This is a genomic window from Exiguobacterium sp. s35 (genome assembly GCF_018617535.1).
GTDB lineage: Bacteria > Bacillota > Bacilli > Exiguobacteriales > Exiguobacteriaceae > Exiguobacterium > Exiguobacterium aestuarii.
Genome location: NZ_JACSKI010000001.1, coordinates 316,177 through 338,062, shown reverse-complemented (window position 1 = coordinate 338,062; position 21,886 = coordinate 316,177). Strand labels below are relative to the sequence as shown.

At 46.0% G+C, this 21,886-nt stretch carries 27 protein-coding genes; 6 read left to right on the top strand and 21 right to left on the bottom strand.

The window, feature by feature from the left end:
• Positions 1 to 97: 97 nt before the first annotated feature.
• The 7 genes from KNO75_RS01735 to KNO75_RS01705 form a co-directional block, all read right to left on the bottom strand.
• Positions 98 to 892 (bottom strand): BsuPI-related putative proteinase inhibitor, encoded by a 795-nt coding sequence (locus KNO75_RS01735; protein WP_214819536.1) that lies wholly within the window; start codon positions 890 to 892, stop codon positions 98 to 100.
• 99 nt (positions 893 to 991) lie between these two features.
• Positions 992 to 1,186: a hypothetical protein gene (locus tag KNO75_RS01730; protein WP_214695545.1), complete on the bottom strand. Its 195-nt coding sequence runs from the start codon at positions 1,184 to 1,186 to the stop codon at positions 992 to 994.
• 245 nt (positions 1,187 to 1,431) lie between these two features.
• Complete coding sequence (locus KNO75_RS01725; RefSeq protein ID WP_214819534.1) at positions 1,432 to 2,523, bottom strand: virulence factor; 1,092 nt, start codon at positions 2,521 to 2,523, stop codon at positions 1,432 to 1,434.
• An 84-nt stretch (positions 2,524 to 2,607) separates the two neighbouring features.
• A complete protein-coding gene (locus tag KNO75_RS01720; RefSeq protein ID WP_074035023.1) occupies positions 2,608 to 2,847 on the bottom strand; it encodes a hypothetical protein in 240 nt (79 codons plus the stop codon).
• Positions 2,848 to 2,915: 68 nt separating this feature from the next.
• The gene (locus tag KNO75_RS01715; RefSeq protein WP_214819531.1) at positions 2,916 to 3,476 is read right to left on the bottom strand and encodes an NADPH-dependent FMN reductase; all 561 of its coding nucleotides are present in this window, start codon (positions 3,474 to 3,476) and stop codon (positions 2,916 to 2,918) included.
• Positions 3,463 to 4,182 carry an alpha/beta fold hydrolase gene (locus KNO75_RS01710; protein WP_214819529.1) on the bottom strand — a complete coding sequence of 240 codons (720 nt, stop codon included), beginning with the start codon at positions 4,180 to 4,182 and terminating at the stop codon, positions 3,463 to 3,465. The genes KNO75_RS01715 and KNO75_RS01710 overlap by 14 nt, the downstream gene beginning before the upstream one ends.
• The gene (locus KNO75_RS01705) at positions 4,179 to 4,754 is read right to left on the bottom strand and encodes a GNAT family N-acetyltransferase (protein WP_214819527.1); all 576 of its coding nucleotides are present in this window, start codon (positions 4,752 to 4,754) and stop codon (positions 4,179 to 4,181) included. The genes KNO75_RS01710 and KNO75_RS01705 overlap by 4 nt, the downstream gene beginning before the upstream one ends.
• A 149-nt stretch (positions 4,755 to 4,903) precedes the next feature.
• Here KNO75_RS01705 and KNO75_RS01700 point away from each other — a divergent pair, with 149 nt between their 5' ends.
• Together KNO75_RS01700 and KNO75_RS01695 are read left to right on the top strand one after the other, a co-directional pair.
• A complete protein-coding gene (locus KNO75_RS01700) occupies positions 4,904 to 5,635 on the top strand; it encodes a hypothetical protein (RefSeq protein WP_214819525.1) in 732 nt (243 codons plus the stop codon).
• A gap of 273 nt (positions 5,636 to 5,908) precedes the next feature.
• Entirely contained in the window at positions 5,909 to 6,196 is a 288-nt protein-coding gene (locus tag KNO75_RS01695) for a hypothetical protein (protein WP_015881237.1), read from the top strand.
• A 48-nt stretch (positions 6,197 to 6,244) separates the two neighbouring features.
• Here KNO75_RS01695 and KNO75_RS01690 read toward each other — a convergent pair whose 3' ends face one another.
• The 7 genes from KNO75_RS01690 to KNO75_RS01660 all read right to left on the bottom strand — a co-directional run bounded on the left by KNO75_RS01690 (position 6,245) and on the right by KNO75_RS01660 (position 11,835).
• On the bottom strand, positions 6,245 to 7,507 hold the full coding sequence (locus KNO75_RS01690) for a PTS ascorbate transporter subunit IIC (protein ID WP_214819524.1): 1,263 nt from the start codon (positions 7,505 to 7,507) through the stop codon (positions 6,245 to 6,247).
• Between the two features lie 31 nt (positions 7,508 to 7,538).
• Positions 7,539 to 7,805 (bottom strand): PTS sugar transporter subunit IIB, encoded by a 267-nt coding sequence (locus tag KNO75_RS01685; RefSeq protein WP_214739852.1) that lies wholly within the window; start codon positions 7,803 to 7,805, stop codon positions 7,539 to 7,541.
• On the bottom strand, positions 7,802 to 9,826 hold the full coding sequence (locus tag KNO75_RS01680) for a BglG family transcription antiterminator (RefSeq protein WP_214819521.1): 2,025 nt from the start codon (positions 9,824 to 9,826) through the stop codon (positions 7,802 to 7,804). Before KNO75_RS01680 ends, KNO75_RS01685 begins: the two co-directional genes overlap by 4 nt.
• A 159-nt stretch (positions 9,827 to 9,985) precedes the next feature.
• Positions 9,986 to 10,177: a hypothetical protein gene (locus KNO75_RS01675; protein ID WP_214819519.1), complete on the bottom strand. Its 192-nt coding sequence runs from the start codon at positions 10,175 to 10,177 to the stop codon at positions 9,986 to 9,988.
• Entirely contained in the window at positions 10,170 to 10,706 is a 537-nt protein-coding gene (locus tag KNO75_RS01670) for a hypothetical protein (protein ID WP_214819517.1), read from the bottom strand. Before KNO75_RS01670 ends, KNO75_RS01675 begins: the two co-directional genes overlap by 8 nt.
• Positions 10,703 to 11,290 carry a phosphatase PAP2 family protein gene (locus KNO75_RS01665; RefSeq protein ID WP_214819515.1) on the bottom strand — a complete coding sequence of 196 codons (588 nt, stop codon included), beginning with the start codon at positions 11,288 to 11,290 and terminating at the stop codon, positions 10,703 to 10,705. The genes KNO75_RS01670 and KNO75_RS01665 overlap by 4 nt, the downstream gene beginning before the upstream one ends.
• Positions 11,290 to 11,835 carry a phosphatidylglycerophosphatase A family protein gene (locus tag KNO75_RS01660; protein WP_015881233.1) on the bottom strand — a complete coding sequence of 182 codons (546 nt, stop codon included), beginning with the start codon at positions 11,833 to 11,835 and terminating at the stop codon, positions 11,290 to 11,292. The genes KNO75_RS01665 and KNO75_RS01660 overlap by 1 nt, the downstream gene beginning before the upstream one ends.
• A 175-nt stretch (positions 11,836 to 12,010) precedes the next feature.
• Here KNO75_RS01660 and KNO75_RS01655 point away from each other — a divergent pair, with 175 nt between their 5' ends.
• The gene (locus tag KNO75_RS01655; RefSeq protein WP_214695523.1) at positions 12,011 to 12,520 is read left to right on the top strand and encodes a YjcG family protein; all 510 of its coding nucleotides are present in this window, start codon (positions 12,011 to 12,013) and stop codon (positions 12,518 to 12,520) included.
• Between the two features lie 2 nt (positions 12,521 to 12,522).
• Here the strand turns inward: KNO75_RS01655 and KNO75_RS01650 are convergent, their stop codons facing one another.
• Together KNO75_RS01650 and fabI are read right to left on the bottom strand one after the other, a co-directional pair.
• On the bottom strand, positions 12,523 to 12,711 hold the full coding sequence (locus KNO75_RS01650) for a hypothetical protein (protein ID WP_074035057.1): 189 nt from the start codon (positions 12,709 to 12,711) through the stop codon (positions 12,523 to 12,525).
• A gap of 83 nt (positions 12,712 to 12,794) precedes the next feature.
• Positions 12,795 to 13,568, bottom strand: a complete 774-nt coding sequence (fabI, locus tag KNO75_RS01645) for an enoyl-ACP reductase FabI (protein WP_214819513.1) — start codon at positions 13,566 to 13,568, stop codon at positions 12,795 to 12,797.
• Positions 13,569 to 13,717: 149 nt separating this feature from the next.
• Here fabI and KNO75_RS01640 point away from each other — a divergent pair, with 149 nt between their 5' ends.
• Entirely contained in the window at positions 13,718 to 14,884 is a 1,167-nt protein-coding gene (locus KNO75_RS01640) for an FtsW/RodA/SpoVE family cell cycle protein (RefSeq protein WP_214695514.1), read from the top strand.
• Positions 14,885 to 14,924: 40 nt separating this feature from the next.
• Here the strand turns inward: KNO75_RS01640 and KNO75_RS01635 are convergent, their stop codons facing one another.
• The 3 genes from KNO75_RS01635 to yjbM are packed head-to-tail and all read right to left on the bottom strand — an operon-like array spanning position 14,925 to position 17,246.
• On the bottom strand, positions 14,925 to 15,788 hold the full coding sequence (locus KNO75_RS01635) for an RluA family pseudouridine synthase (protein ID WP_214819511.1): 864 nt from the start codon (positions 15,786 to 15,788) through the stop codon (positions 14,925 to 14,927).
• 3 nt (positions 15,789 to 15,791) lie between these two features.
• On the bottom strand, positions 15,792 to 16,589 hold the full coding sequence (locus KNO75_RS01630; RefSeq protein ID WP_214695497.1) for an NAD kinase: 798 nt from the start codon (positions 16,587 to 16,589) through the stop codon (positions 15,792 to 15,794).
• Between the two features lie 12 nt (positions 16,590 to 16,601).
• Positions 16,602 to 17,246 carry a GTP diphosphokinase gene (gene yjbM, locus KNO75_RS01625; protein ID WP_015881226.1) on the bottom strand — a complete coding sequence of 215 codons (645 nt, stop codon included), beginning with the start codon at positions 17,244 to 17,246 and terminating at the stop codon, positions 16,602 to 16,604.
• A gap of 109 nt (positions 17,247 to 17,355) precedes the next feature.
• Here yjbM and KNO75_RS01620 point away from each other — a divergent pair, with 109 nt between their 5' ends.
• Together KNO75_RS01620 and KNO75_RS01615 are read left to right on the top strand one after the other, a co-directional pair.
• On the top strand, positions 17,356 to 17,937 hold the full coding sequence (locus KNO75_RS01620; RefSeq protein WP_214819509.1) for a CYTH domain-containing protein: 582 nt from the start codon (positions 17,356 to 17,358) through the stop codon (positions 17,935 to 17,937).
• Between the two features lie 86 nt (positions 17,938 to 18,023).
• Positions 18,024 to 18,797, top strand: a complete 774-nt coding sequence (locus tag KNO75_RS01615) for a DsbA family protein (protein WP_214819507.1) — start codon at positions 18,024 to 18,026, stop codon at positions 18,795 to 18,797.
• A gap of 203 nt (positions 18,798 to 19,000) precedes the next feature.
• Here KNO75_RS01615 and pepF read toward each other — a convergent pair whose 3' ends face one another.
• Together pepF and KNO75_RS01605 are read right to left on the bottom strand one after the other, a co-directional pair.
• The gene (gene pepF / locus KNO75_RS01610) at positions 19,001 to 20,803 is read right to left on the bottom strand and encodes an oligoendopeptidase F (RefSeq protein WP_214819505.1); all 1,803 of its coding nucleotides are present in this window, start codon (positions 20,801 to 20,803) and stop codon (positions 19,001 to 19,003) included.
• Complete coding sequence (locus tag KNO75_RS01605) at positions 20,788 to 21,882, bottom strand: competence protein CoiA (RefSeq protein ID WP_214819503.1); 1,095 nt, start codon at positions 21,880 to 21,882, stop codon at positions 20,788 to 20,790. The genes pepF and KNO75_RS01605 overlap by 16 nt, the downstream gene beginning before the upstream one ends.
• Between the last annotated feature and the right edge of the window lie 4 nt (positions 21,883 to 21,886).

Here is a 21,886-nt window from a genome sequence, read left to right as displayed (position 1 = left end):
TAATTCTCTCATTTCGTTTTATTGTCTGATAATTCACAAACCCCGTCAACTAGCGATATACAAAAGAAAGACGGAAACATTCGTTTCCGTCTCATGATTATTGAATTTGGAATGACGTAACTTCTCCACCAATCGGTGTCAATTCGAGGAATAATTTTTGACCTTCCGCTGGCGCTTCATCGAGTAACACACCAAATGTGAAGCTTCCACCCGTCACTTCTGCCGCACCTTGTGCATATAAGTTATGCCCGTCTGACACAGACCATTCAAACTCTACTTCTTCCGTGAAGCCACTGACTTGAATCATCGTATCATTCACATCGATTGTCACATCGCGGAACGCACCGTCTGTTTGCGGTTCAGATGCAGGCGTTTCTTCTGGCGTTTCAGTTGTGTCCTCGTCTGGCTCTTCTACAGCTCGTTCAACAGTGAAGGACGTCTCATCCGTCACAGCGATTTCTGGTGCTCCATCGACTTGACCGAGTCCGATCACTTCGACCGAGTATTCACCAGCTGCCAATTCTAATGGAAATACCTCATCAAAGATCTTTTGTTCATCCGCTTCCCACGTCTCTTCGATAATCGATTCCGTGAACATATATTTGCTACCATAGTCAAATACGGTTTCGTCACCTTGTTTGATAATCAATTGGAAGCGTTGTGAAGAGTTGAACGTCACTTTCGCCGCCTCTTCATTCGGGTTTGTCATCTTGACAGTTGCCGATAATGTATTGGCTGACGCATCATATGCCATTTCCGTATCAAGTGTTAATGGAGCTGGTGGTTCAGACGAATCGCTATTCACTTGACTCGGTTTCGCCTCTTCTTTTCCACATGCTGCTACGACTAGTATGATTGCCGTCACGACGGCGAGTAACCAAGTTTTTTTCATGGATCCCACTCTCCTCAACAAAATAAAAAAACGTCTATAGCACTAGTGTATACAAAGTGCAGACGTTTGTAATGATTTTCCTTATATTATTTACCTTTTTTACGAAACTTTAGCTTGTTCCATGTACTGTTGCCAACCGGTCATGAACAACGAATCAGCGATATCGAGATCAGACCGGACTTGAGCCGAAATGGAGAACGTCTCACTATGCATCGATTCAAACGTGACGACCATCGTCTCTCCTACCACTTCTTTATAAGCTACAAGTTCAGGCGTTTCTGCAAACAACATCATAAGTATGGCTCCTTTGTTCATCTGTGATAAACCTAGTGTACCAATATGAAACCAAGATGTAGGTCCTATCGTTCGACAGGGGAACAGTGACATTTTACCTATTGTCGAAACGCTTACATCAAATGTTAGTCAAATGGTGAAATGTGCATATAAGAGATCGAAAAAGAGAGGAAATCCGCCTTGCGGACCCCTCTCCTTTCCTGAAAATGTAAATGAAATTGATTCATCACATGTCGAACGAAACATCACTTCGTACGGTTTGAAATTTGTTGCCATACTGTTCCGAGAGCCGTTTCTCCGCTTGTAATGCGTTCTTTCGCGAGTCGTGCCTGCAACGAAACTTCAAATTCGCGGTCTTGTTCGGCAACTGTCAAAGCCGAAACAGCGCGTTCGTCTCCACAATCGAACAAGAAACGAGCCGCACGCCAACGGACAAGTTTATTTTTGTCTTTCAGCGCCTCGATCATCGAAGGTTGAGATTGAGGTAATGCCCAATCTGAGACAGTGTCCCCAGCCGTACGTCGCACAATCGGAGAAGCGTCCACAAGAGCTTGTTCGATATATGTGACATATTCCTCACGACGTTCTTCAAACATCCCGATCATGACGACAGCTTGTCGGCGAATCGCCATCACGGAATCTTCGAGTGCACGGCGGAAATACACCATATTCTCGTCTTGAATGTCTAATTCGTCTAAGAAAGCCATCCGGTCTTTCCAATTGTCAGATTGCAAGTGGTTCGCATTTGCTTCAAAGTCAGCCTCGCGCCCAAACGCTCGAGCCACGATGCGCTCCACTCGTTCTTGTGGATACGCAGCTTCTAATTCTTCCTGAGCGACGACACTGACCTCATCCAATTCACCATAGCGTGGGGCTTGTTCTACCCAACGACGGTCTTGAATGACGTTCTTCACCTGTGCTTGAACTTCCATGGCCGCGTCGACGAATCGTTTCGACAGCCCGATTCGTTTTTCCTCGTCCCCTTTGACGAGCTTCAACTGCATCGGGACATCAAGCACGAACTGGACGGATACATGGACCGGCTCATAATCCGTATCCATTTGTGTAGATTCGACTTCCTCGACCTGTTCCCCGAACGCCCGTCGGATTTCATTCATGACGTCGTGCCAGTCATGTTTCGGATGACGCTCAACGGCAAGAAAATCAGATACCGCATATACCGATTTGACGCCTCGAAGACCAACGATTTCTTGAATAATCGTCGGGGCATCGGTACTCGCTTTGTCGTATGTGGTGCCTCTCCCCTCAAACGGAGGGTCCACAATAATCTTTAGGTTATTCGGACTTGGTGTCGGTTCAATTGCTACTAGTTTCATTCTCATCACCTCACTCTCAATCGTGACGAAAATGCCAAAAAAACGCAAGCGAGTCGCTTGCGTTCAACCAACCATCTATTCTATTTAGAACAACGCGATAAACTGTTGGAGTGAATACGTCGTGCCGTCCACAGTAAACGTGTCGTCCTCTGAAATCGGTTCAAGGAAGAAACGTTTTTCACCATTCTCTTTTACGTAACCAAAAATATGATTAGATTGATAGAACAATTCAACAATCGTCATCCGTCCAAACGTCATTCCATCGTTCATTACCGCCCGATCACCTAATTCGCCGCCATTGTACAGTTCGATGTAAGTTTCCATTTTGGTGTCGCTCCTCTTGTGTTTGTTTTCACAATTCCTTTCTATCAAACAAAAAGAGCGACTTCAAGTTAATTTTTTGCGTTACGCTTCCAAAATTCAATCCATTTACGATACTCCAATAATGTTTTATTGATTTGATGAATCGATTTCTCATCATGCAATCCAGTATCATCTATCTTCTCTTTACAATGTGTGATGAAAATTTCATTTCCCGGTAAAACATTTGCACGATTTGTGGCAAATACTTGTCGGAGATGAATTTGACATCTGGCCGTTCCGAGGATGCCCGGAGAGGCACCAGCAATCATAACCGGTTTATCTCGAAGCGGCGTCCCCGGCTCGAGAGAGAGCCAGTCGATTGCATTTTTTAAAACGCCTGGAATGCTATGGTTATATTCAGGTGTGACAATCAATAACCCGTCGGCTTCTCGAACGGACTGCTTCAAAGCGGCCACAGCTTCTGGTTCATCCGGATCAATCAAGTCGTCGTTGAACAGCGGGAGCTCGATGGAGACGACTTCAATATCAAAATCATCTTGAGCCAGTTCAATAATCGAATGCAAAAGAGCGGTATTAAAAGACTTCTTTCGAAGACTCCCCGACATGGCAATTAATTTATATTTTCCCATGCTCTACCTCCTGAATCCACTTATTCACGATCTCTGCTTCTTCCATCGGGTCTTCCATCATCCCCATATGACTGTATGGGACAATCGCTGTCATATGACGTTCTGCACCTAAAAACGCCCGTTCCTCATTCATATTCGGGTCTTTAGATCCATAAATGAATAAGCCGGGAAGGTCCGTTGTTTCGACGGTCCTCACTTCGTCTTCACAATCCCGAATCGCCCGTTGCGCGTTCACAACCCCTTCAACAGACATCTCGTATCCAATCTCGATTGCTTGTTGAATGAGTATAGGATTCGATTCCTTCGAAAAGACATTCGGGATCATCCCGTCGATAAACGACTTTACCCCTTCTTCAATGACCTTGTTGATTGCACCGTTCCGTTTTTCTTTTGCTTCTTCTGAATCAGAGGCAGCGGTCGAATGCATCAATCCAAAGCCGGACAATTCTTCAGCATAGCGACGAACAAGGTTGGTCGTCACATATCCTCCGAATGAATGTCCGATAACGAGTGGTTGTTCAAGATTTCGAAGTCGAATCTCTTCTATGACCCAATCTGCGAACTGGTCCATCGTTTCCGGCCCGACTTCCGTTCCCGCATGACCCGGAAGTGTGAGTGCATGAACTTCGGCGTTCAATAACGGTTCTAACTGTTCAAAGTATGTTGGCGAACCGCACAATCCATGTAACAATACGAGTGCTTTCATATCATCGAGTGCTCCTTTTCTTCCCATTCTGTTTTGAGTAGCCGATACATCGTCAAATCCATGAATCGACCATGGCTGTATGCATAATCATGTAAGAGGCCTTCTTCTATAAATCCGAGCTTTTGTACGAGGCGATTCGACCCCTCATTCCCTGGTGCCACCAAGGCGGAGATTCGGTGAAACTTGAACTCTTCGAATCCATGTTGGATGACGGCAGTCGCCGCCTCAAAAGCCACCCCTTGTCTCCAATAATGGGGCGAGACTTCGAATCCGATTTCAGCCCGGTAATATTGGGGCGTCCAATTATGAAAACCGATTGTGCCGACCAACTCGTTTGTCAATCGATCGCAGATGGCCCAACGAATCGCCTTGCCTTGTTGGAACTGGTCTTTGAAATAGGCGATGACATTTTTCGCCTCATAAACAGCAAGCAACGGGTCCGATCCATAATAACGCATCACTTCTTCAGTGGATAAGATGGTATAAAGTGCTCTAGCATCACGCGGTTCTAGCTCTCGCAGGATAAACCGGGGCGTAGCGAGCTCAGGAAAACTACGTTTCAATCCCCACATGTGGAACCCGCCTTTCCTATTCATTTCCTCAAGTATACTTCTCTTTTCCCAAATGTATCGAACTCAACCCTCTTGAACCGTCTCAAGATAGCGGAACTCATGTGTTTTTGCTACTATAAATGTAGTATGTCAAACTGAGGGGATACCATATGTCAAAACAACTCTTTTATTTAAAACAAGACCGAGATGTCCAGCGCTTTACGTTACATGGCGTGACATTGGCCGACATTACAGAGGCCCTTTCCGTCACGAGACCGATGATCATTTGTCGAACCGATATCAAAGGAATGAGGCAATCTTCTAGGTCGCGTTTCCGATATATCGAAGCGCATGAGCTCTCTTCATTCTCGTCTAAGTATTTAAATAACCAAACGACATTCACTGCAATCGATTTCCCAGACTACAATACACTTGAGACGCTGTCGGATCACGAAATCGCAGAGATCCTGTTTTTAAGTCATATGGAGCGCGGGATTAAGAAACCTTTTCTGGATTCACTTGATAATGAGATTGCGTTCTTCAACGAAGCAAACGATCGTCACAGTAGTCTCTACATCCGTGATTGGTCGACAATCAATCGTTTCGTTCAAAACATGTTGCAAAGCAAATTGGACCGAGACATCCGAAATATTAGCTTCGTGCCGATTCCGCTCCCTGTCATCGATGAATTGCTCGATTTGGCACCTCAAGGGCTCATTATCGATTTTGATCACACGAAACGAAGTCTGTTCAATCGTCAAATCGTGATTTCTTTCTATGTGGCCGGTCGCTATGAAGACATGTCCGTCCTCGAAGAAGACTTTGATGCCAAAAAGGAATCAATCGCGCTGAAAGGACAGTTGGTGTATCGTCGTCGCACATGGCACATTGAACGGTTATAAGGTCATGGATGTAAGAAATGCAATCGAACCTCTGAAAACGGGGTTCTTTTTTGTTATTTTCAGACCGATTGTTTCAAGTCAATTCCCTTCACGAGCGGGTGTGAACGTTATTCTTAAAAATTGATAACAAATTGTCTTAATTTTTTGTTAAATTAACACTTTTCTTTTTCGAACGAGGCGTTATACTAGGAATAACCTTCTGGAGGAATGGAAGGCAATATAGAGAAAGCGAGGTGAAAATCTATTCATCACGCGGATGGATAGATACACGAAATGGAACAACTGAAAGTACAAGGAGTCTCTTCGTTCACCAAGTTTGCGACGAATGGAAAAATGCTGAAACTTAAAGATGCTCACGCAGGGGAACAACGCATTTCACTTCAGGATGCGACTGACATTCAAGTCTCTCTGCTCGACGAGGACCATTCGCGCTTCACTATATTTGGTCATGCCCACCCACTTGTGGAGCTGACCCTTCCTCACAACTCTTGTGAAGTCCTCTATGCATGGTTACTCCACAAGATGAAACGACAAAAAATTAAACTCGCATCGAACGCGTAAAAAAATGAGGTCTTGTCTCCATGTGGGAGAAAGACCTCATTTTTTATATTATGAGAACAATGAAACGAGCCAACTAACCAAAATACCGACGAGGGCAAAGTCTGAATCTCCAAATGTCGTACTTTCAAACCCGAGATTCCCCAAAAGCGGCAAGAGGAGCGCTGGTAAGAAACTGATTAATACCCCGTTGGCGATTGATCCAAGAATCGCCCCGCGTCGCCCGCCGGTAGCGTTCCCGAATACTCCTGCTGTCGCTCCAGTGAAGAAATGTGGAACAAGTCCTGGTACAATGACTGCCAAACCGAATAAAGGTAGAAGGAACATTGAGAACAGTCCAGCTGCAAAGCTCGCTAAAAACCCGATGATGACCGCGTTTGGTGCAAATGGGAAAACGGTCGGGCAATCTAGCGCAGGTTTTGCGTTCGGTACCATTTTATCGGCAATTCCTTTGAAGGCCGGTACGATTTCTGCAATCAACATCCGTACACCGGCAAGAACGATATACACCCCTGCAGCGAATGTAATCGCTTGGATGATGGAGAAGACGATGTAGTTCGACCCATCAGATAATTCCGTTTCCACAAATGCTGGTCCCGCAAAGATGGCGACGACCACAAATAATAACGTCATCGTCAACGAGACGGCGACAGACGTGTCTCGTAGAAAGCCAAGTTGCTTTGGTACTTGAATTTGCTCTGTTGAATGCTCTTTATTTCCGGCATATTTTCCGATTGTTCCAGATATAAAGTAACCGAGTGAGCCGAAGTGTCCGACCGCAAAATCATCCGATCCCGTAATTTGTCGAACGAACGGTTGAAGAAGAGCTGGGAATAAGACCATACAAAGTCCAAGCAATACTGATCCAATGATAATCAAAAGCGTACCATCAAGACCAGATACGGAAAGAATGGCTGCGAGTAAGCTCGCCATGAATAACGTATGATGACCCGTCAAGAAAATGTATTTAAATGGTGTGATACGAGCTAGTACGATATTCATGACCATCCCGAAGACCATAATCATAGCTGTTTCGACACCGAATGCGTCTTGTGCAACTGCGACAATCGCTTCGTTGTTCGGGATGACTCCCCGGATACTGAACGCCTCGTCAAACATCTGTCCGAAAATATCGAGAGCCGCAATGATGACGCCGGCCCCCGCTCCGATAATGACGAACCCCATAATTGTCTTCAGCGTACCAGAAACGATGGAAGCAATGTCTTTCTTCTGTAAAACGAGCCCGATGAGTGCGAACAAACCGACCAGTATGGCTGGTGTCCCCAATATATCTCGCATAATCAAATCAAGCATAAGCGCCCCCCCTTTACGATGAATTCTTTAGTTATACTTTTCCTTCAAGTTTTGATTTGATTTCCTCAATATTCATGACATTCTCAAGTGCAACAATTTCTTTCGCCCCATCATCAAGTGTGCCGATGATATCTTGTGCCCCAAGGTAAATGTCTGCAGGTTCAGTTCGCGCTGTCGCAATGTCCGTATGTGAAACATCCGCCTCTTTCCCCATTTGTTCAAGCGCTTTCTTCACGTTCAACTCCATAATGAAACTTGACCCTAATCCGTTCCCACATACTACTAAAATCTTTTTCATTTTTCTTCCTCCTCTGAATATCGATTGAGTATCTCCACAATTTTCTCTACCGTGTCTGCTTCCAATATGAGAGACACGTCTTGTTCATTTCCTAGTAGCTCCGTCAACTGTGCAAGTGCTTTTAAATGTGTGGTTTGATCGATGGCCGCGAGCACAAAGAATGCACGGACTGGTTTATCCCCTGGGAAGAGGACAGGTTCTGTTAGCTTTAGGACGCTCATCCCCAATTGATTCACACCATCTTCTGGTCGCGCATGCGGGATGGCAACCTGAGGCATAAGAACGATATATGGCCCATGTTCTACTACGTTCTCAATCATCGTTTCAACATAACGTGTATCGATTGCTCCGTTATGGACAAGTGGTTCGGCCGCGAGACGAATGGACTCCTGCCAATTCGACACATGATCACGAATTAGAATTTCATCTTTTGTTACGAGTTGATTTAGCACGGGTTGTCCCCCTTTCCATTCATCTGTCGTCGTTTCATCTTGGATGAGATGATTTAATTCTTTTCTCAATTGCGATTCTTGATGGACCGTCGCATATTTTTTCACCACTTCAAGAAGGTCGGACACATCAAATCGAGCAAGTCCCCCATTCGCAATAAAGCGCTGATGAATTTGTCGCTTCAAGGCAAGTTGCTCGAGCCTTGTCGGAAGTGTCGGAACAAGTGTCACATGTGCCTGTTGTTGAACGGCCAACGGTAATGGGACCGTTGTGAAAATCAAATCGACAAGTGGAGCAAATTCTGATACGTCACGTTGCGAGATCGGTGGTAAAAATACAAAGTCCGGAAATTGATTCTTCAAAATGTGGTCGAGCATATGCGACACACTAATCCCGCTCGGACATACGACAATCGCCTTCATTTTCTCATCAAGATGTTGCCCTTGTTGATGAAGATGTGCTGCAAAATGCAACGTGAAATACATGACTTCCGTTTTCGGAAGATCTGCCTGAATTTCTTTTCGGATTGGGTCGAGTGAACGATCGACAATCACATTCAATACCCGGTGTTCTTTCAACACATATCTTTCTAACTCTTCTGGCGGCATGACTTCCGTATGAACACGTTTAAGTGTCGCTTTGGCGTGAAGCACTAACTTCTCACATAATGCCTCCCGTTCAATGACACGTGTACAACTCAATCCCTCGAATCGCTCGATCACCTGAATCATCGTAGCGGCAAGATTTTGCTGAACCGTTTCATCCATCTCTTCCGACACTTTCGGACCACTTTGGATGAGCATCATCAACATATCCCACAGTTGTGGCACATCTTGAAAGTGCGTCCTTACAGACTGTTCAACTTTTTCTACCAACCAAGAGTCCTCATCACGAACGAATGTATCCGGCGATAATCTCGAACCAATCAGAAGAAAATACGCCATTTTTTCGCGATGACTTTCGACAAATTGAAACTGTTTGAGTGTTTCAAACTGTTCAATCTGATAGACTCGCTCTTTGAACTCCTCTTGCCAATCGTCAAAACATAGGTCGAGTAATTGTGAGAACGTCGACTTATCGAGTAATTGTTCAATCGTCCGATACACATATAACGTGATCGTTTGGAAATGACCGTTAAATCGATAGCCCTCTTTTCTCGTATAAGAGAAGTCGAGACCGAATCGTGCAGCCTTTTTCTTGATTGCATTTAAACTTTCTTGAACGGTATATTTGGACACATCTAACAAGTGTTGAAAGTGAAAACTTGAGAGAAACTCATCTTGCGTCATGGCATAAAGCGTGATGACAAGCTCACGTTCTTCTTCTGACCAAACTAATTCCGCACGTTCCACTTGCTCAATTAATGCTTCTGTCACTGTCAATTCAATTCTTGCTCCATCCATTTTCATATTGGATAGACCAGAATCATTAAGCCATTCCTGAATACGCTCCAGCTCATATTCGATTGTTCGACGAGAATATGGGAGCATCATCGTTAACGTTTCGATGGTCATCTGCTTTTCATGCAGGATGACATTTAATATTCGTTTACTTTTTTCATTCAATTGCATGGTAGAGGCCTCCTACACCTGTAGTATAAAACGAATCTGCCCCAAAAATGTAAGCGGTTACGACAGACTTTTCGGGGACACTTCCACAAACTTCTGTCTGTACATGAACACAAAGAAAAGAGATGAGCGATCGTTTCCATTCGCTCATCTCTTTTTCGGTTATGAAGTCGGCGCAAACGGATTGCGACGATAAATCGTGATCCCGCCGTGCTTGGCTTCTCCTACAACTTGAAAGAGCCAACCTTTCTCAATCAAGATCGTTCGAACGTTCAAAAAATCTTCTCGGGGCACTTGGACTTCATCCACTTCTTTATCGAGTAATTGCTGAAACGTCATTTCCCAATCATTCATGTCCATTCTCCTTACGTGCGTCTTCTTCTCGAATCCATTCGAACAAACGATACCCCGAATTCAATCGGTCTGTCGCATCCCATAACTCATTCGGAACGACATGAGCAACATCGATGGTCTCATCTCCAGCAAATACGACACGCTCATTCGTCATCTTTTCGATATAGTCGAGCGCAAACGATATGATTGACGTCTCTGAGACATGTCCACTTTCTTGTAAGGCGGAATCGTACGACTCTTCTCGTTGATTATTCACGAGTAACGTTCGTCCCCCGTCAAGTAGCGCCATCGGCGGGACGGCATCAACGTGGAAAACTTCATATGAGCGATACGTCTCCTCATCATAAGCTAACAAAGGGATGAACTGACGTTGTCCCGTCCATTTTTTCAGTTGAAATAAAATTTTCATTGAAGTGAACCACGTGGCTCCTTCAATTTTCTTCTCTACTAAGATCGTAGGGACCGACGCTTCATCCGCTTCTTTCTTTTGAACAAATAACCACTTCTCTACATCTACAACGACGATCAAACCGATTTCCTCCTTATAACCCATTCAGATAAGGCAATCATAGTCAGCGCGACGAGCCAGCCCCCAATCACGTCACTAAAGTAATGGACGTTCAAGATGACTCGACTGAGTGACACCGCAAGGACGAGGCACAACAGTACGAAGATGGCGAATGGTGACTGTCTCTTGCGATATAGCACATAAGCCGTCAATCCATATAACGCAAGTGACCCAGATGCATGTCCACTCGGAAAGCTATATGTCGTCGCATCGAGGGACGCATCAATAAGCGGGCGATCAATCCCGTAAACAAGCTTTAGCACTTGTGTGAAAAGAAGTGTCCCAATCCCAACGAGCGCGAGTCGCCATGCCTCGACGCGATCACCGCGCCAAAACCAAAACAATAAACCTAAAATCGAGAGCCCGACTATGACTTGAGCGCTCCCTAGTTCCGTGACGTACGCAAATACACGAACGGGTAACGGCTGTAACAACTCATACACGAACGTATTCATAGGACCGACTGCTCCCAAAACGACAAACACCGACACGATCACATAAGCAATCGTCCCGGTGATGACCACCTGCATCGGTGTCAACTTCATCAATACAACCCTTTTCGTTCACGCATCTCTTCTTCTCCGAAGTCGACCATGTCGCGAAGACGGTGTGCCAATCGCCCAGACGCGTTCGCTGCAATCGCGCCGACGAGGTCGTCCATGAACGTATGCACTTGCCCGTCATCCATTTTCGTATCAAGTTGTTTGATAATGCCGATTTTGGCCTTGTCTAAGTACCCGAACGTCGTTACGGCAATCGAACCATATGTGTTCACGGCACCAATTGCTATCGTTTCATCTACTCCAAATAAGCCTTCGTCAGATGCAATGATGGATAAGAGCGGTTCAGACAGTTGACCCTTCTCCGCCAACATATCGAGCTCCGATCCGACGAGAATGGCGTGTTGCAATTCGCGTTTGTCGAGAACCGCCTCGACGGAATCCATACAATCTTTTAACGAAAGATGCGGCGAGTAAGGCGCTTGCATCTGATAGACGATTTCGGCAATCGATTCAATCGTGACGCCGCGCTCGAGCAAACGAGCACGAGCTGCTTCTCGGACGTCTCGTGAGTGTGGTACGTGTTTCATAATAGGCGCAGGATTAAAATCCCGCTTCACATCCCTTCGTTCAGAGAGTCATCATCTCTCTAGTTAATATAACCATTATACTGAAAAATCGAAAAAAGACGAACCCTGCTTTGACTTCCCTCATTAAATCGTTCATCATAAACATGTAGGTTAAACGATTAAAGGGGGAAGAGGAATGAAGATTGGGGTAGTCTTATTTCCGTCTAAACAAGTGCAAGATTTTGCGAACTCTTATCGAAAACGTTATGACACAAAATATGCGTTGATTTCACCTCACGTGACCATCAAGGAACGGACGGAGGTGTCAGAAGAGGACTTGCCAAAAGTACTGGAGTACTTGCAACAAGTCGCGGATTCAACTAAACCGATTCAGTTAAAAGTGGATGGTGTCCGCTCTTTTGCGCCGACGAACAACGTGCTGTATTTGAAAGTGTTGCCGACACGTGAACTTTCTGCTCTGCAGCAGCGACTTCACGAAGACGTGCTCGGTCAGGCACCAAAATATGAATTCTTGCCACATATCACAATCGGTCAAGATTTGACCGATGCCGAACTGTTCGATGTCCTCGAACGGATGCGGATGGAGCAAGTTCATTTCGAAGAGACGATCACTCGGATGGCTGTCATGTACGAACTCGAAAATGAAACATGGAACGTCTATGAGACGTTCCGTTTCCGAGGCTAATCTTATATGCTCCGGTCGACAAAACGACCGGGGTTTTTTTCTTGCTCTTCTTCTAACCATTCTTCCCGCCGAGGACGGATACGTTGAACGCGTTTGATGCGCGTCACTGGTTCGATGCTGGCTCGACCTGAAGGCTGGACTTGGCGGTTGACGTACTGAACGACAGTAAAATCAATCTGATAAGGACCCATGATCTGACCTCCTTCATAGGTCCTTACCCCATTCAACCGCTAGATAATACAAAAATGGCGCATCACTGCGCCATTTCCCAAACTTATAAAATATGGTATCCGCTATCGACGTGAATCACTTCACCCGTGACGCCACTTCCCATTCCCGATAGAAGGAAGAGTCCTGTCGATGCAACTTCTTCGGCAGAGACGTTTCGACGTAACGGCGCTTTTTGTTCAAGTTCCGAGAGGATACTGTTAAAGTCGCCTACCCCTTTAGCCGACAAGGTGCGAATCGGACCAGCCGAGATTGCATTGACGCGAACACCGTGCGGACCGTACTCGTTTGCCAAGTATTTGACACTTGAGTCAAGCGCCGCTTTTGCGACACCCATCAAGTTATAGTTTGGAACGACGCGCTCTCCACCGAGGTATGTCAACGTGATCACCGAGGCATCAGATGCGAAATATGGTTTCGCCGCTTTCACGACAGCCGTCAAACTGTACGCCGAGATGTCTAACGCCTGCGCGAATTGTCCACGTGTCATTTCCGAGAATTCACCGCGAAGCGCTTCTTTATCCGCAAACGCGATCGAGTGGGCAATCCCTTGAATCTCCCCTGCTTGTTCATGGATTGAACGGAATGTCGTTTCAATCGCTTCGTCATTTGTTACGTCACACTCGAGCAAAATCGCTTCTTGTTTCAACTCACCCGCAAGTGATTCAAGACTTGATTTGAAACGTTCTGCCGCATACGTTAATACGAGCTTCGCTCCCGCTTCATCAAGCGTTTTAGCAATTGCCCATGCGATCGAACGCTTGTTGGCAATCCCCATGACGACATAAGTTTTATTCGTTAACGTTGGAAAAATTGACATCATAAACTCCCCTTTTTAGTACCTGGTGATAATATCTGTTATCAGATTACAGAAAGGTTTCTGTTTTGTCAACCGGCTCGTTTCGTATTGCGATTTTTTTAAGTTGCGGTAAGATAAAATACGTATAGAAAGGGTGACTCGACTCCATTATGAACCGTATTCAATCATATTTTAAAAGTTTAGACACGACGCTGTTGACCATCGTCTTCCTATTGATGATCATCAGCCTCGGTGCAATCTATACGGCACAACCGATGTTGCCGACCCGACTTCAACATATCAACTTCGCTCTCGAACAGGGTATTCGGTACGTCATCGGCTTTTTCGCGATGTTTGCCATCATGACAATCGAGTACGAGCAGCTCCGAAAAATCCATTGGTACTTATATGCATTCGGTCTCCTTTTGCTCGTCGGACTCATCCCGCTCCGCGATACGACACTCGTCCCGAACATTAATGGAGCGTATGGATGGTATAACGTACCGGGATTCAGTTTCCAACCGGCAGAGTTCATGAAGTTGTTCCTTCTCATTTCAATGTCAACGATTGTATATGACCACAACAAGCGATATGGCTCTTCTCAACTCGACACGTGGCTGTTAGTCAAATTGGTGTTAGTCGCCATTCCACCGCTCGGTCTGATTGTGACGCAACCGGACTTAGGGACTGGACTTGTCTTGATGACGATGCTCGGCGCGATCATCATCGTCTCCGGTATCGGCTGGAAATGGTTACTCGGTCTGTTCAGCGCAGCCGCTTTGACCATCGGAACGTTCATGTATCTATTCTTCTCTCATTTTGAAGTGCTACAGGCGTTCGTACCAGGTCACGCCCTGAACCGATTCCAGGCATGGATCTATCCTTATGAGTATTCGGACGACTTGGCGTTCCAGCTGATCAAATCATTACAGGCGATCGGGTCTGGCCAAATGTTCGGAGCCGGATATGGACAAGGACTCGTCTATCTACCGGAATCACAGACGGACTTCATCTTCGCTGTCATCGCCGAGCATTACGGGTTCATCGGCGCGGCGCTCGTGATCATCGTCTTCTTCTTGTTCCTCTATCGCATGATTCATATCGCGCTTGAGTCAAGTAGTGCGTTCGGAAGTTACATCGTCACCGGCGTCATCGCTATGTTCACGTTCCAAGTCTTCCAAAACATCGGGATGACGATTGGTGTGTTGCCGATTACCGGACTCACCCTTCCATTCGTAAGTTACGGAGGGACGGGGATTATCATGAACATGATTGCCATCGGTCTTGTCATGAACGTAGCCTCTAAATCAAAAACCTATATGTTTGACGACGATTGAAAAATCCCTTCAAGGCTATAATGACCTTGAAGGGATTTTGTTATAGATATTGAAAGTCTTCCGGGATTGGTGCTTCAATCATCACTTCTTCTCCTGTTATCGGATGAATAAAGCGCGCAGAGGCGCTGTGAAGGGCGTGACGTGACATTCGAGCCGCTCCTCCATACATCGAGTCCCCAATCAGTGGATAACCGATATGACGCAAATGAACGCGAATTTGATGGGTACGTCCCGTCTCGAGTCGAATCGTCAACAATGAGTCGCCACCAAACTGCTGACAATCGAGTATGTGTGTGACGGCTCGCTGTCCGTCTTCTGTCACGATTCGTTCCATGATTGAATTCTCAGCACGCCCAATCGGTGCATCAATCGTTTGGATGGGGACTTCCCCTTCCACAAGTGCCACATAAGAGCGCGTGAGCGCATTGGCTTTCTGGAGTTCACTAAACCGATGGTGAATGAATCCATACTTCGCAAACAAAACGACGCCGCTCGTATCGCGATCGAGTCGATTGATCACATGAACCGCAGATGTCAAACCGATTTGTCGATAGTAACCGAGTACAGCGTTTGCAAGTGTGTCAGTCGGATGCAATCGTGATGGAATCGTCGCGATTCCTGCTGGTTTATCGACCGCCAGCACTGTCTCATCCTCATACAAAATGTGAATCGGTCTATTTGAGATGACCATATCTGTCGAAGGAGACTCAGGTGGGAATCGTACCACTACTTCATCTCCTGGTTCGAGAACGTGTCGAACCGTACGATGAATTCCGTTCACTTCGATTTTTCCTTCATGTTTTACGAGCGTGAGCATCTTCCGAGAGATCCCTAGGTCTTGCATTAAAAAGTCGCGCAGTGGAATAGCCTTCTCCACAACGCGACGAATCATAAACCCTTGCATTCGTTACTTTCCTTCCTCAATGAACGATTCGCGTACACGGCGCCAAAACGGGAACGGGCGGAAACGGGCGAACGTCACTTTTTCTTTTGCGACCGCGCAACGAATCGACACGACGTCTGACCAAGACAACGCTTCTTGATGGTCAAACGCCAATTCGAATTCCGTTTTCGTATGCGGCTTGATTTTCACTTGATGATGTTTCGGCAAAAGCAACGGCGCCCCAATCGTCCGATAGACCAGATTATTGATAGAAGCCATTTCCGTCACTTGAATTGCTTCAATCGACGGGTGGACAATTGCACCACCGAGCGCTTTGTTGTAGGCAGTCGAACCAGACGGGGTTGAGATACAAAGCCCGTCACCACGGAACGTTTCAAAATAATCATCGCGAATCGACAAATCACAGACGAGTGTCCGCTTATAGTTTTTAATCGTACAATCGTTCATCGCCAATTGGCGATCGGTCTTTCCGTTCTCATAATCAATCAGTACTTCGACGAGCGGATACGAGACCGGTTCGAACGACTCACTCGTAATCATTTCCGTCAGCTCATCCAATTCATCCGGTTGCCAATCCGCGTAAAATCCGAGGTGTCCGGTGTGAATGCCGACGAGAAGCGTTTCATCGAGACGGTCAATATACTTATGGAATGCCTGTAACATCGTCCCATCTCCACCGACTGATACGACGATGCGTGGCTCTTCCGATAACGTATGCCCAGCGGCTTCAAGTTTTTCAGTCAGTTCCTGGGCGATTTCCGCTGATCGCGCATCTCCCCTCGATACAATCGCAAACTGCATATCGATTTCCCCCTAGTCCTCGTCTGTTTTCACATTCATCTCTTTATCCCGAAACACTTGCTGCGCGTCTTGAATCTCGACACGGAGTTGGCTCATCTCTGCATCGAGAAGAAATGCCGCCTCAGCCGCACGTCTCAATCGTTCTTGTACTTCAAGAGGCATATCGCCATCATATTTATAATTTAAAGAATGCTCGATCGTTGCCCAAAAGTTCATCGCAAGAGTACGAATTTGTACTTCGACAAGTGTCGGAATCTCCCCATGAATCGTTTGGACCGGATATTCGATAATGACATGATACGACCGATAGCCCGAATCTTTTTGATGTGTAATATAATTGCGTTCTTCCACTATTTTAAAATCTGTTCGACGATGAAGCAAATCCAAGACGTGAACGATATCATCGACAAACTGGCACATGATTCGTAATCCAGCAATATCTTGCATGTCGGTCGCCAGCTCATGATCCGCAATATTTTTTCGCTTCGCTTTTTCAAGAATGCTCCCGACCGGTTTGACCCGACCTGTGACAAATTCAATCGGAGAATGGTCATTTTGCGACTTGAATTGCTTACGAACGGCTTTTAACTTTACTTTCAACTCGTCTACCGCGATTTGATACGGTACTAAAAACTGATCCCAGTTCACTGATTGCATACGCTGTCACCACTTTCGTTCTTTTCCGGAAAAAACGCGTCCTTTCCGTATGTATCCGTTTGTATGGTATCATAAACGAACAATTGTTCATAGAATGGAGCGATGATTTATGACCCAAGAAGTGGAAATTGAATTTAAATCGATGTTGACAAAAGATGAGTATGAAAAACTAATTCGGGCTTACAAACTAGAAAATCAAGTCCGCTGGCAAGCGAACGATTATTTCGACACGCCTAGCTTCCAGCTAAAGAAACAAGGCGCAGCCCTTCGTATTCGTGAGAAGAAACATGGCCAGGTATTGACATTAAAACAACCGAACGAAGTCGGATTGCTTGAAACACATTCCTCGATCACTGAAGAAGAAGCGGAAGACTTATTCAAGTATGGAATCATTCACGATGATCAAATGAAGCAAGCCCTCGCACCATTTCAACTGAATGCTGCACTCGAACACCTCGGACGCCTCGAGACGAATCGAGCCGAACATCAAACGGAAGATGGTCTTCTCGTTTTAGACGAAAGCCATTATTTGGAGACGACCGACTATGAAATAGAATTTGAAGTCACGAATGAAGAAGCGGGCAAACGTGCATTCGAACGACTGTTAGCAGAACACGGTCTCCCGTACCGTCCCGCCAAAAATAAAATCGTTCGATTCATGGAATTAAAAATGAGTCGGTCTGAAGGTTGAGCAGATACATTGCCAACCTTTTTTTTTCGTTGCTACAATGAGTTTACAACATTAAATGAGTTTTTTGCCGAGAGGAGGCGACACAAATGGAACTTGAACAATGTAATGGGTCATCCTGTTCACTGGAAGAAACTCCTATTCAAGTAACGTATAAGCCATTGGAGTTATTCTATTTCATGGACATCTCGAGTCCTGAAAATTTTCACGTGATGACACTGATCAAAAAGTTAGAGATTGAATACGGACATGTGATTCGTTTCCGAATGGTCTCTACCGTTCCTAGCTGTGTTGGCGGATGTCAGGAAGAAGTTCGCCTTCTCACAATGATCAAAGCGCTAGAATTACAAGGGAAACGTCATGCGATGCGTTTTTTACGTCATTTGCATGTAAATGATTTATTCTCTGGTGAACAACTGGGCTCAATCGATTTATGGGAAATCGCACGGTCTTTCGAAGAGTACGGTCTTGATTTGAGTGAACTTGAGGCCGATCTTCAATCGAACCAGCTCTTGAATGCTTTAGCAGTCGATCATCAAGTGCTGAAAGATTGGGAGATTGAGTCATTGCCTGCTCTTACGTTCGTGACGCGCGATGAAGCATTGAAGATTGAAGGTGTCTATCCGTATGACGTGTATCAATCGGTCATGACCGAGTTGCTCGGTTATGCTCCGAGCCGTTCGACTGACTGGGATGTAGCCAAAGTCTTGGCTCGTTATGACACGTCGACGATTACTGAACTATCGTATATTCTAGACTTAGATAAAGCTGTGATTGAACGGGAACTGAAGAAGCTCTCCTTGCAGCAACGCTGCCGCCCTGTCCCGGGATGTAGCGGTGAAGCATGGGCGCAAACGAAATAAAAAAAACCCCACGGCCGGGGAGCCGTGGGGTTTTTGACGTCTCAAGCGGGGACAAGAGCCGTCGAACCTTGAGGCCCGGGGAAGGCCTACAAGATGGGAGAAAGTTTACGGTCAATAAAGGGGTTTGTGATTGATTTCACACTTATAATATACCTAGTCCCGCTTCATCTGACAACTAGTTTGTGCACATTGTCACATATTGTTCACGAGAACAATAATGATTCCATTTCATCAAGCACCGCTTCGAACTGATCAAGCGCTTTGAGAACCGGTTCTTTCGTCGTCATATCGACACCTGCCGCTTTCAAGACCTCAATTGAATAGTCGCTAGACCCAGCCTTAAGGAAGTTATCGATGTAACGACGTACGGCCGGCTCTCCCTCTTCCATGATCTGTTGCGACAATGCTGCCGATGCTGAGATACCAGTCGCATATTGATAGACATAGTAGTTGTAATAGAAGTGCGGGATACGTGCCCATTCATACGAAATCTCTTCATCGATAACGATTTCTTCTCCGAAGTAGCGCTTGTTCAACTCTAAGTACGTCTCATTCAAATATTCCGGTGTGAGTGAGACACCTTCTTGAGCAGCCTTGTGAATCATATGTTCAAACTCAGCAAACATCGTTTGACGGAATAATGTCCCACGGAACGTTTCAAGTTGATTGTTCAACAAGTAGAGACGTTCTTCTTTTGCCGTCCGCGTTTTCAAAAGATGGTCGTTTAATAAAGCTTCGTTTGTCGTCGATGCGACTTCCGCTACAAAGATTGAATAGTCACCATACGGATACGGCTGTGACGTACGCGTGTAATGGCTATGCACCGAGTGACCGAACTCGTGCGCGAGCGTGAACAAGTTGTTGACGTTGTCCTGCCAGTTCATAAGGATGAACGGTTGTGTATCATATGCTCCTGATGAATATGCACCGCTACGTTTCCCGCGTGTCTCTCGTACGTCGACCCAACGTGAATCGAGACCGTCTTTGACGATTTGAACGTACTCTTCTCCGAGTGGTGCCAAACCATCAACCATCAACTGTTTCGCTTCCTCGTACGACACCTTCATCTCTACATCTTTGACGAGTGGTGTGTATAAATCATACATATGCAACTCATCCAATCCGAGCGCACGTTTCCGCAACGCGACATATCGATGTAGTAAATCAAGACGCTCGTTGACCGCTTCGACCAGACCGTCATACACAGACTCTGGAATCGCATTGTGGTGAAGGGCTGCCTGTCGCGCACTCTCAAACTTACGGACACTTGCATAGAAGTTGTCTTTTTTCACACTGCCTGAGAGCGTAGAGGCAAACGTGTTCAAATACTGCCCGTACGTCCCGTACATCGCTTTAAAGGCGTTCTCGCGGACACTTCGATCACTCGATTCGAGGAACGTGATGTAACGTCCGTGCGTCAATTCGACCTCTTCTCCTTTTTCGTTCTTCACTTTCGGGAATTTCAAATCCGCGTTATTGAGCATACCAAACGTCGAACTCGATTGTCCGAGCACGTCTCCAGCCTGCGCAAGAATTGCTTCTTCCGCTTCCGTCAATACGTGTGGACGTTCTTGAGCCAACTCATCGAACGCATGACGATACACGCGAAGTGACTCGTGTTGCTCCATAAAGGCTTCAATTTGAGCTTCATCGATTGAAAGAAGCTCTGGCGTCATGAAAGCGAGTTGGGCTGAAATTTGCGAGGCGAGTGAGCCTGCACGGTCATTCAACGCCTGATAATGACTGTTCGCCGTATCTTCGTCGTAACGCATGTGCGCGTAGGTGTACAGCTTATGTAACTTACGAGAAAGCTCATCACGGAGTTGTAACGCTTCGTATAACGTTTCTGCCGATTCACCGAGTTTTCCTTTAAATCCGATCAATGCCGGTACCTGCTCTTTTAATGCTTCAAAATCTGCTTCCCATGCTTGGTCGTTACTGTAGATCGTCTCTAAGTTCCACGTCTCTTCGACTGGAACTTGTTGTCGTGTCAATACTTCTGACATACGTTCACTCCCTTTTCTGATTGGTTCGTCGATTGTAACATCAATCGCTGAAGTCCTTGAAACAATCGTGTATCGTGACGTCTCGCATCTTCATAGGTGGTTGGAAGCACCCAAGTCGTGACATCACACGATAGACGACATGCATTCAAGAGTTGTTTCCATTGTACATGAAATGACTGAGAAAAGTCGCTTGTCGGTGTCACTCCGAACTGGCGGCACGTCTTTTGAACGCTCCATTCCACTGAATCATCCGGGGACTCATAGCGATTTAAATAGAGAACGATTTGAAACTCAATCGGATGGATGTGTATTCCCCAAAGTGACGTGAGCGGAAGATAGCAGGCAGTCGGTAACAAGGCGGGGATCAATCCTAAAGGATACAGACGATTTAATATGAGACGTCGATTCTTTGGAGATGGATAAATCGGCGACATTCGCTTTCGTCGTATCATCTCCGTCCATTCCAATGCATTGAACCGATAATAAGCTTCATAAGGGGAAGTAGTCACTGAGGACGAGACTTCCCAACTTCCGATTCCATACTTGATCGAAATGGGAAACCCATTGAAACGCACCAACTGTCCATTTCTCACTGTCATCAACCGATGTCGCCGAAACAGTTCAAGGCGCATCCACGGTTGAAACGATTGGTTCATTTTTAAGTCGAGACCGCTCGCGAGCCAAATTACATCCAGACCTGCTCGTTTATAATCATTCGTTCGTGCGACATATTCTTCCGCTACCAATGGAGATGCCTGAATCTCAAACACGGTTGGATTCTCATCCACGTTTGTAAGAATGTCAGCCCGACGATTCCCAATCGTCACTTCTTGGTCGACAGGGTACCCTCTTTCTTGAAGCCATTGGCACACTGCCCATTTATCCTGATGGTGCGTAACGGATTCTGCTCTCCCACATGTATGGATGTGGGCGAAATGTAGCCGACGTTTCGCTCCTTGCTTTAGAATCAACACCTCCTGGCACGTCGGACATCGAAAAGGAGCAAGCTGCTCCGCCTGCATCCGATTTAGAGTAAAGGAATCAACGATATCCCCTTCTCGACCGATCGCAAACCGCATCTTG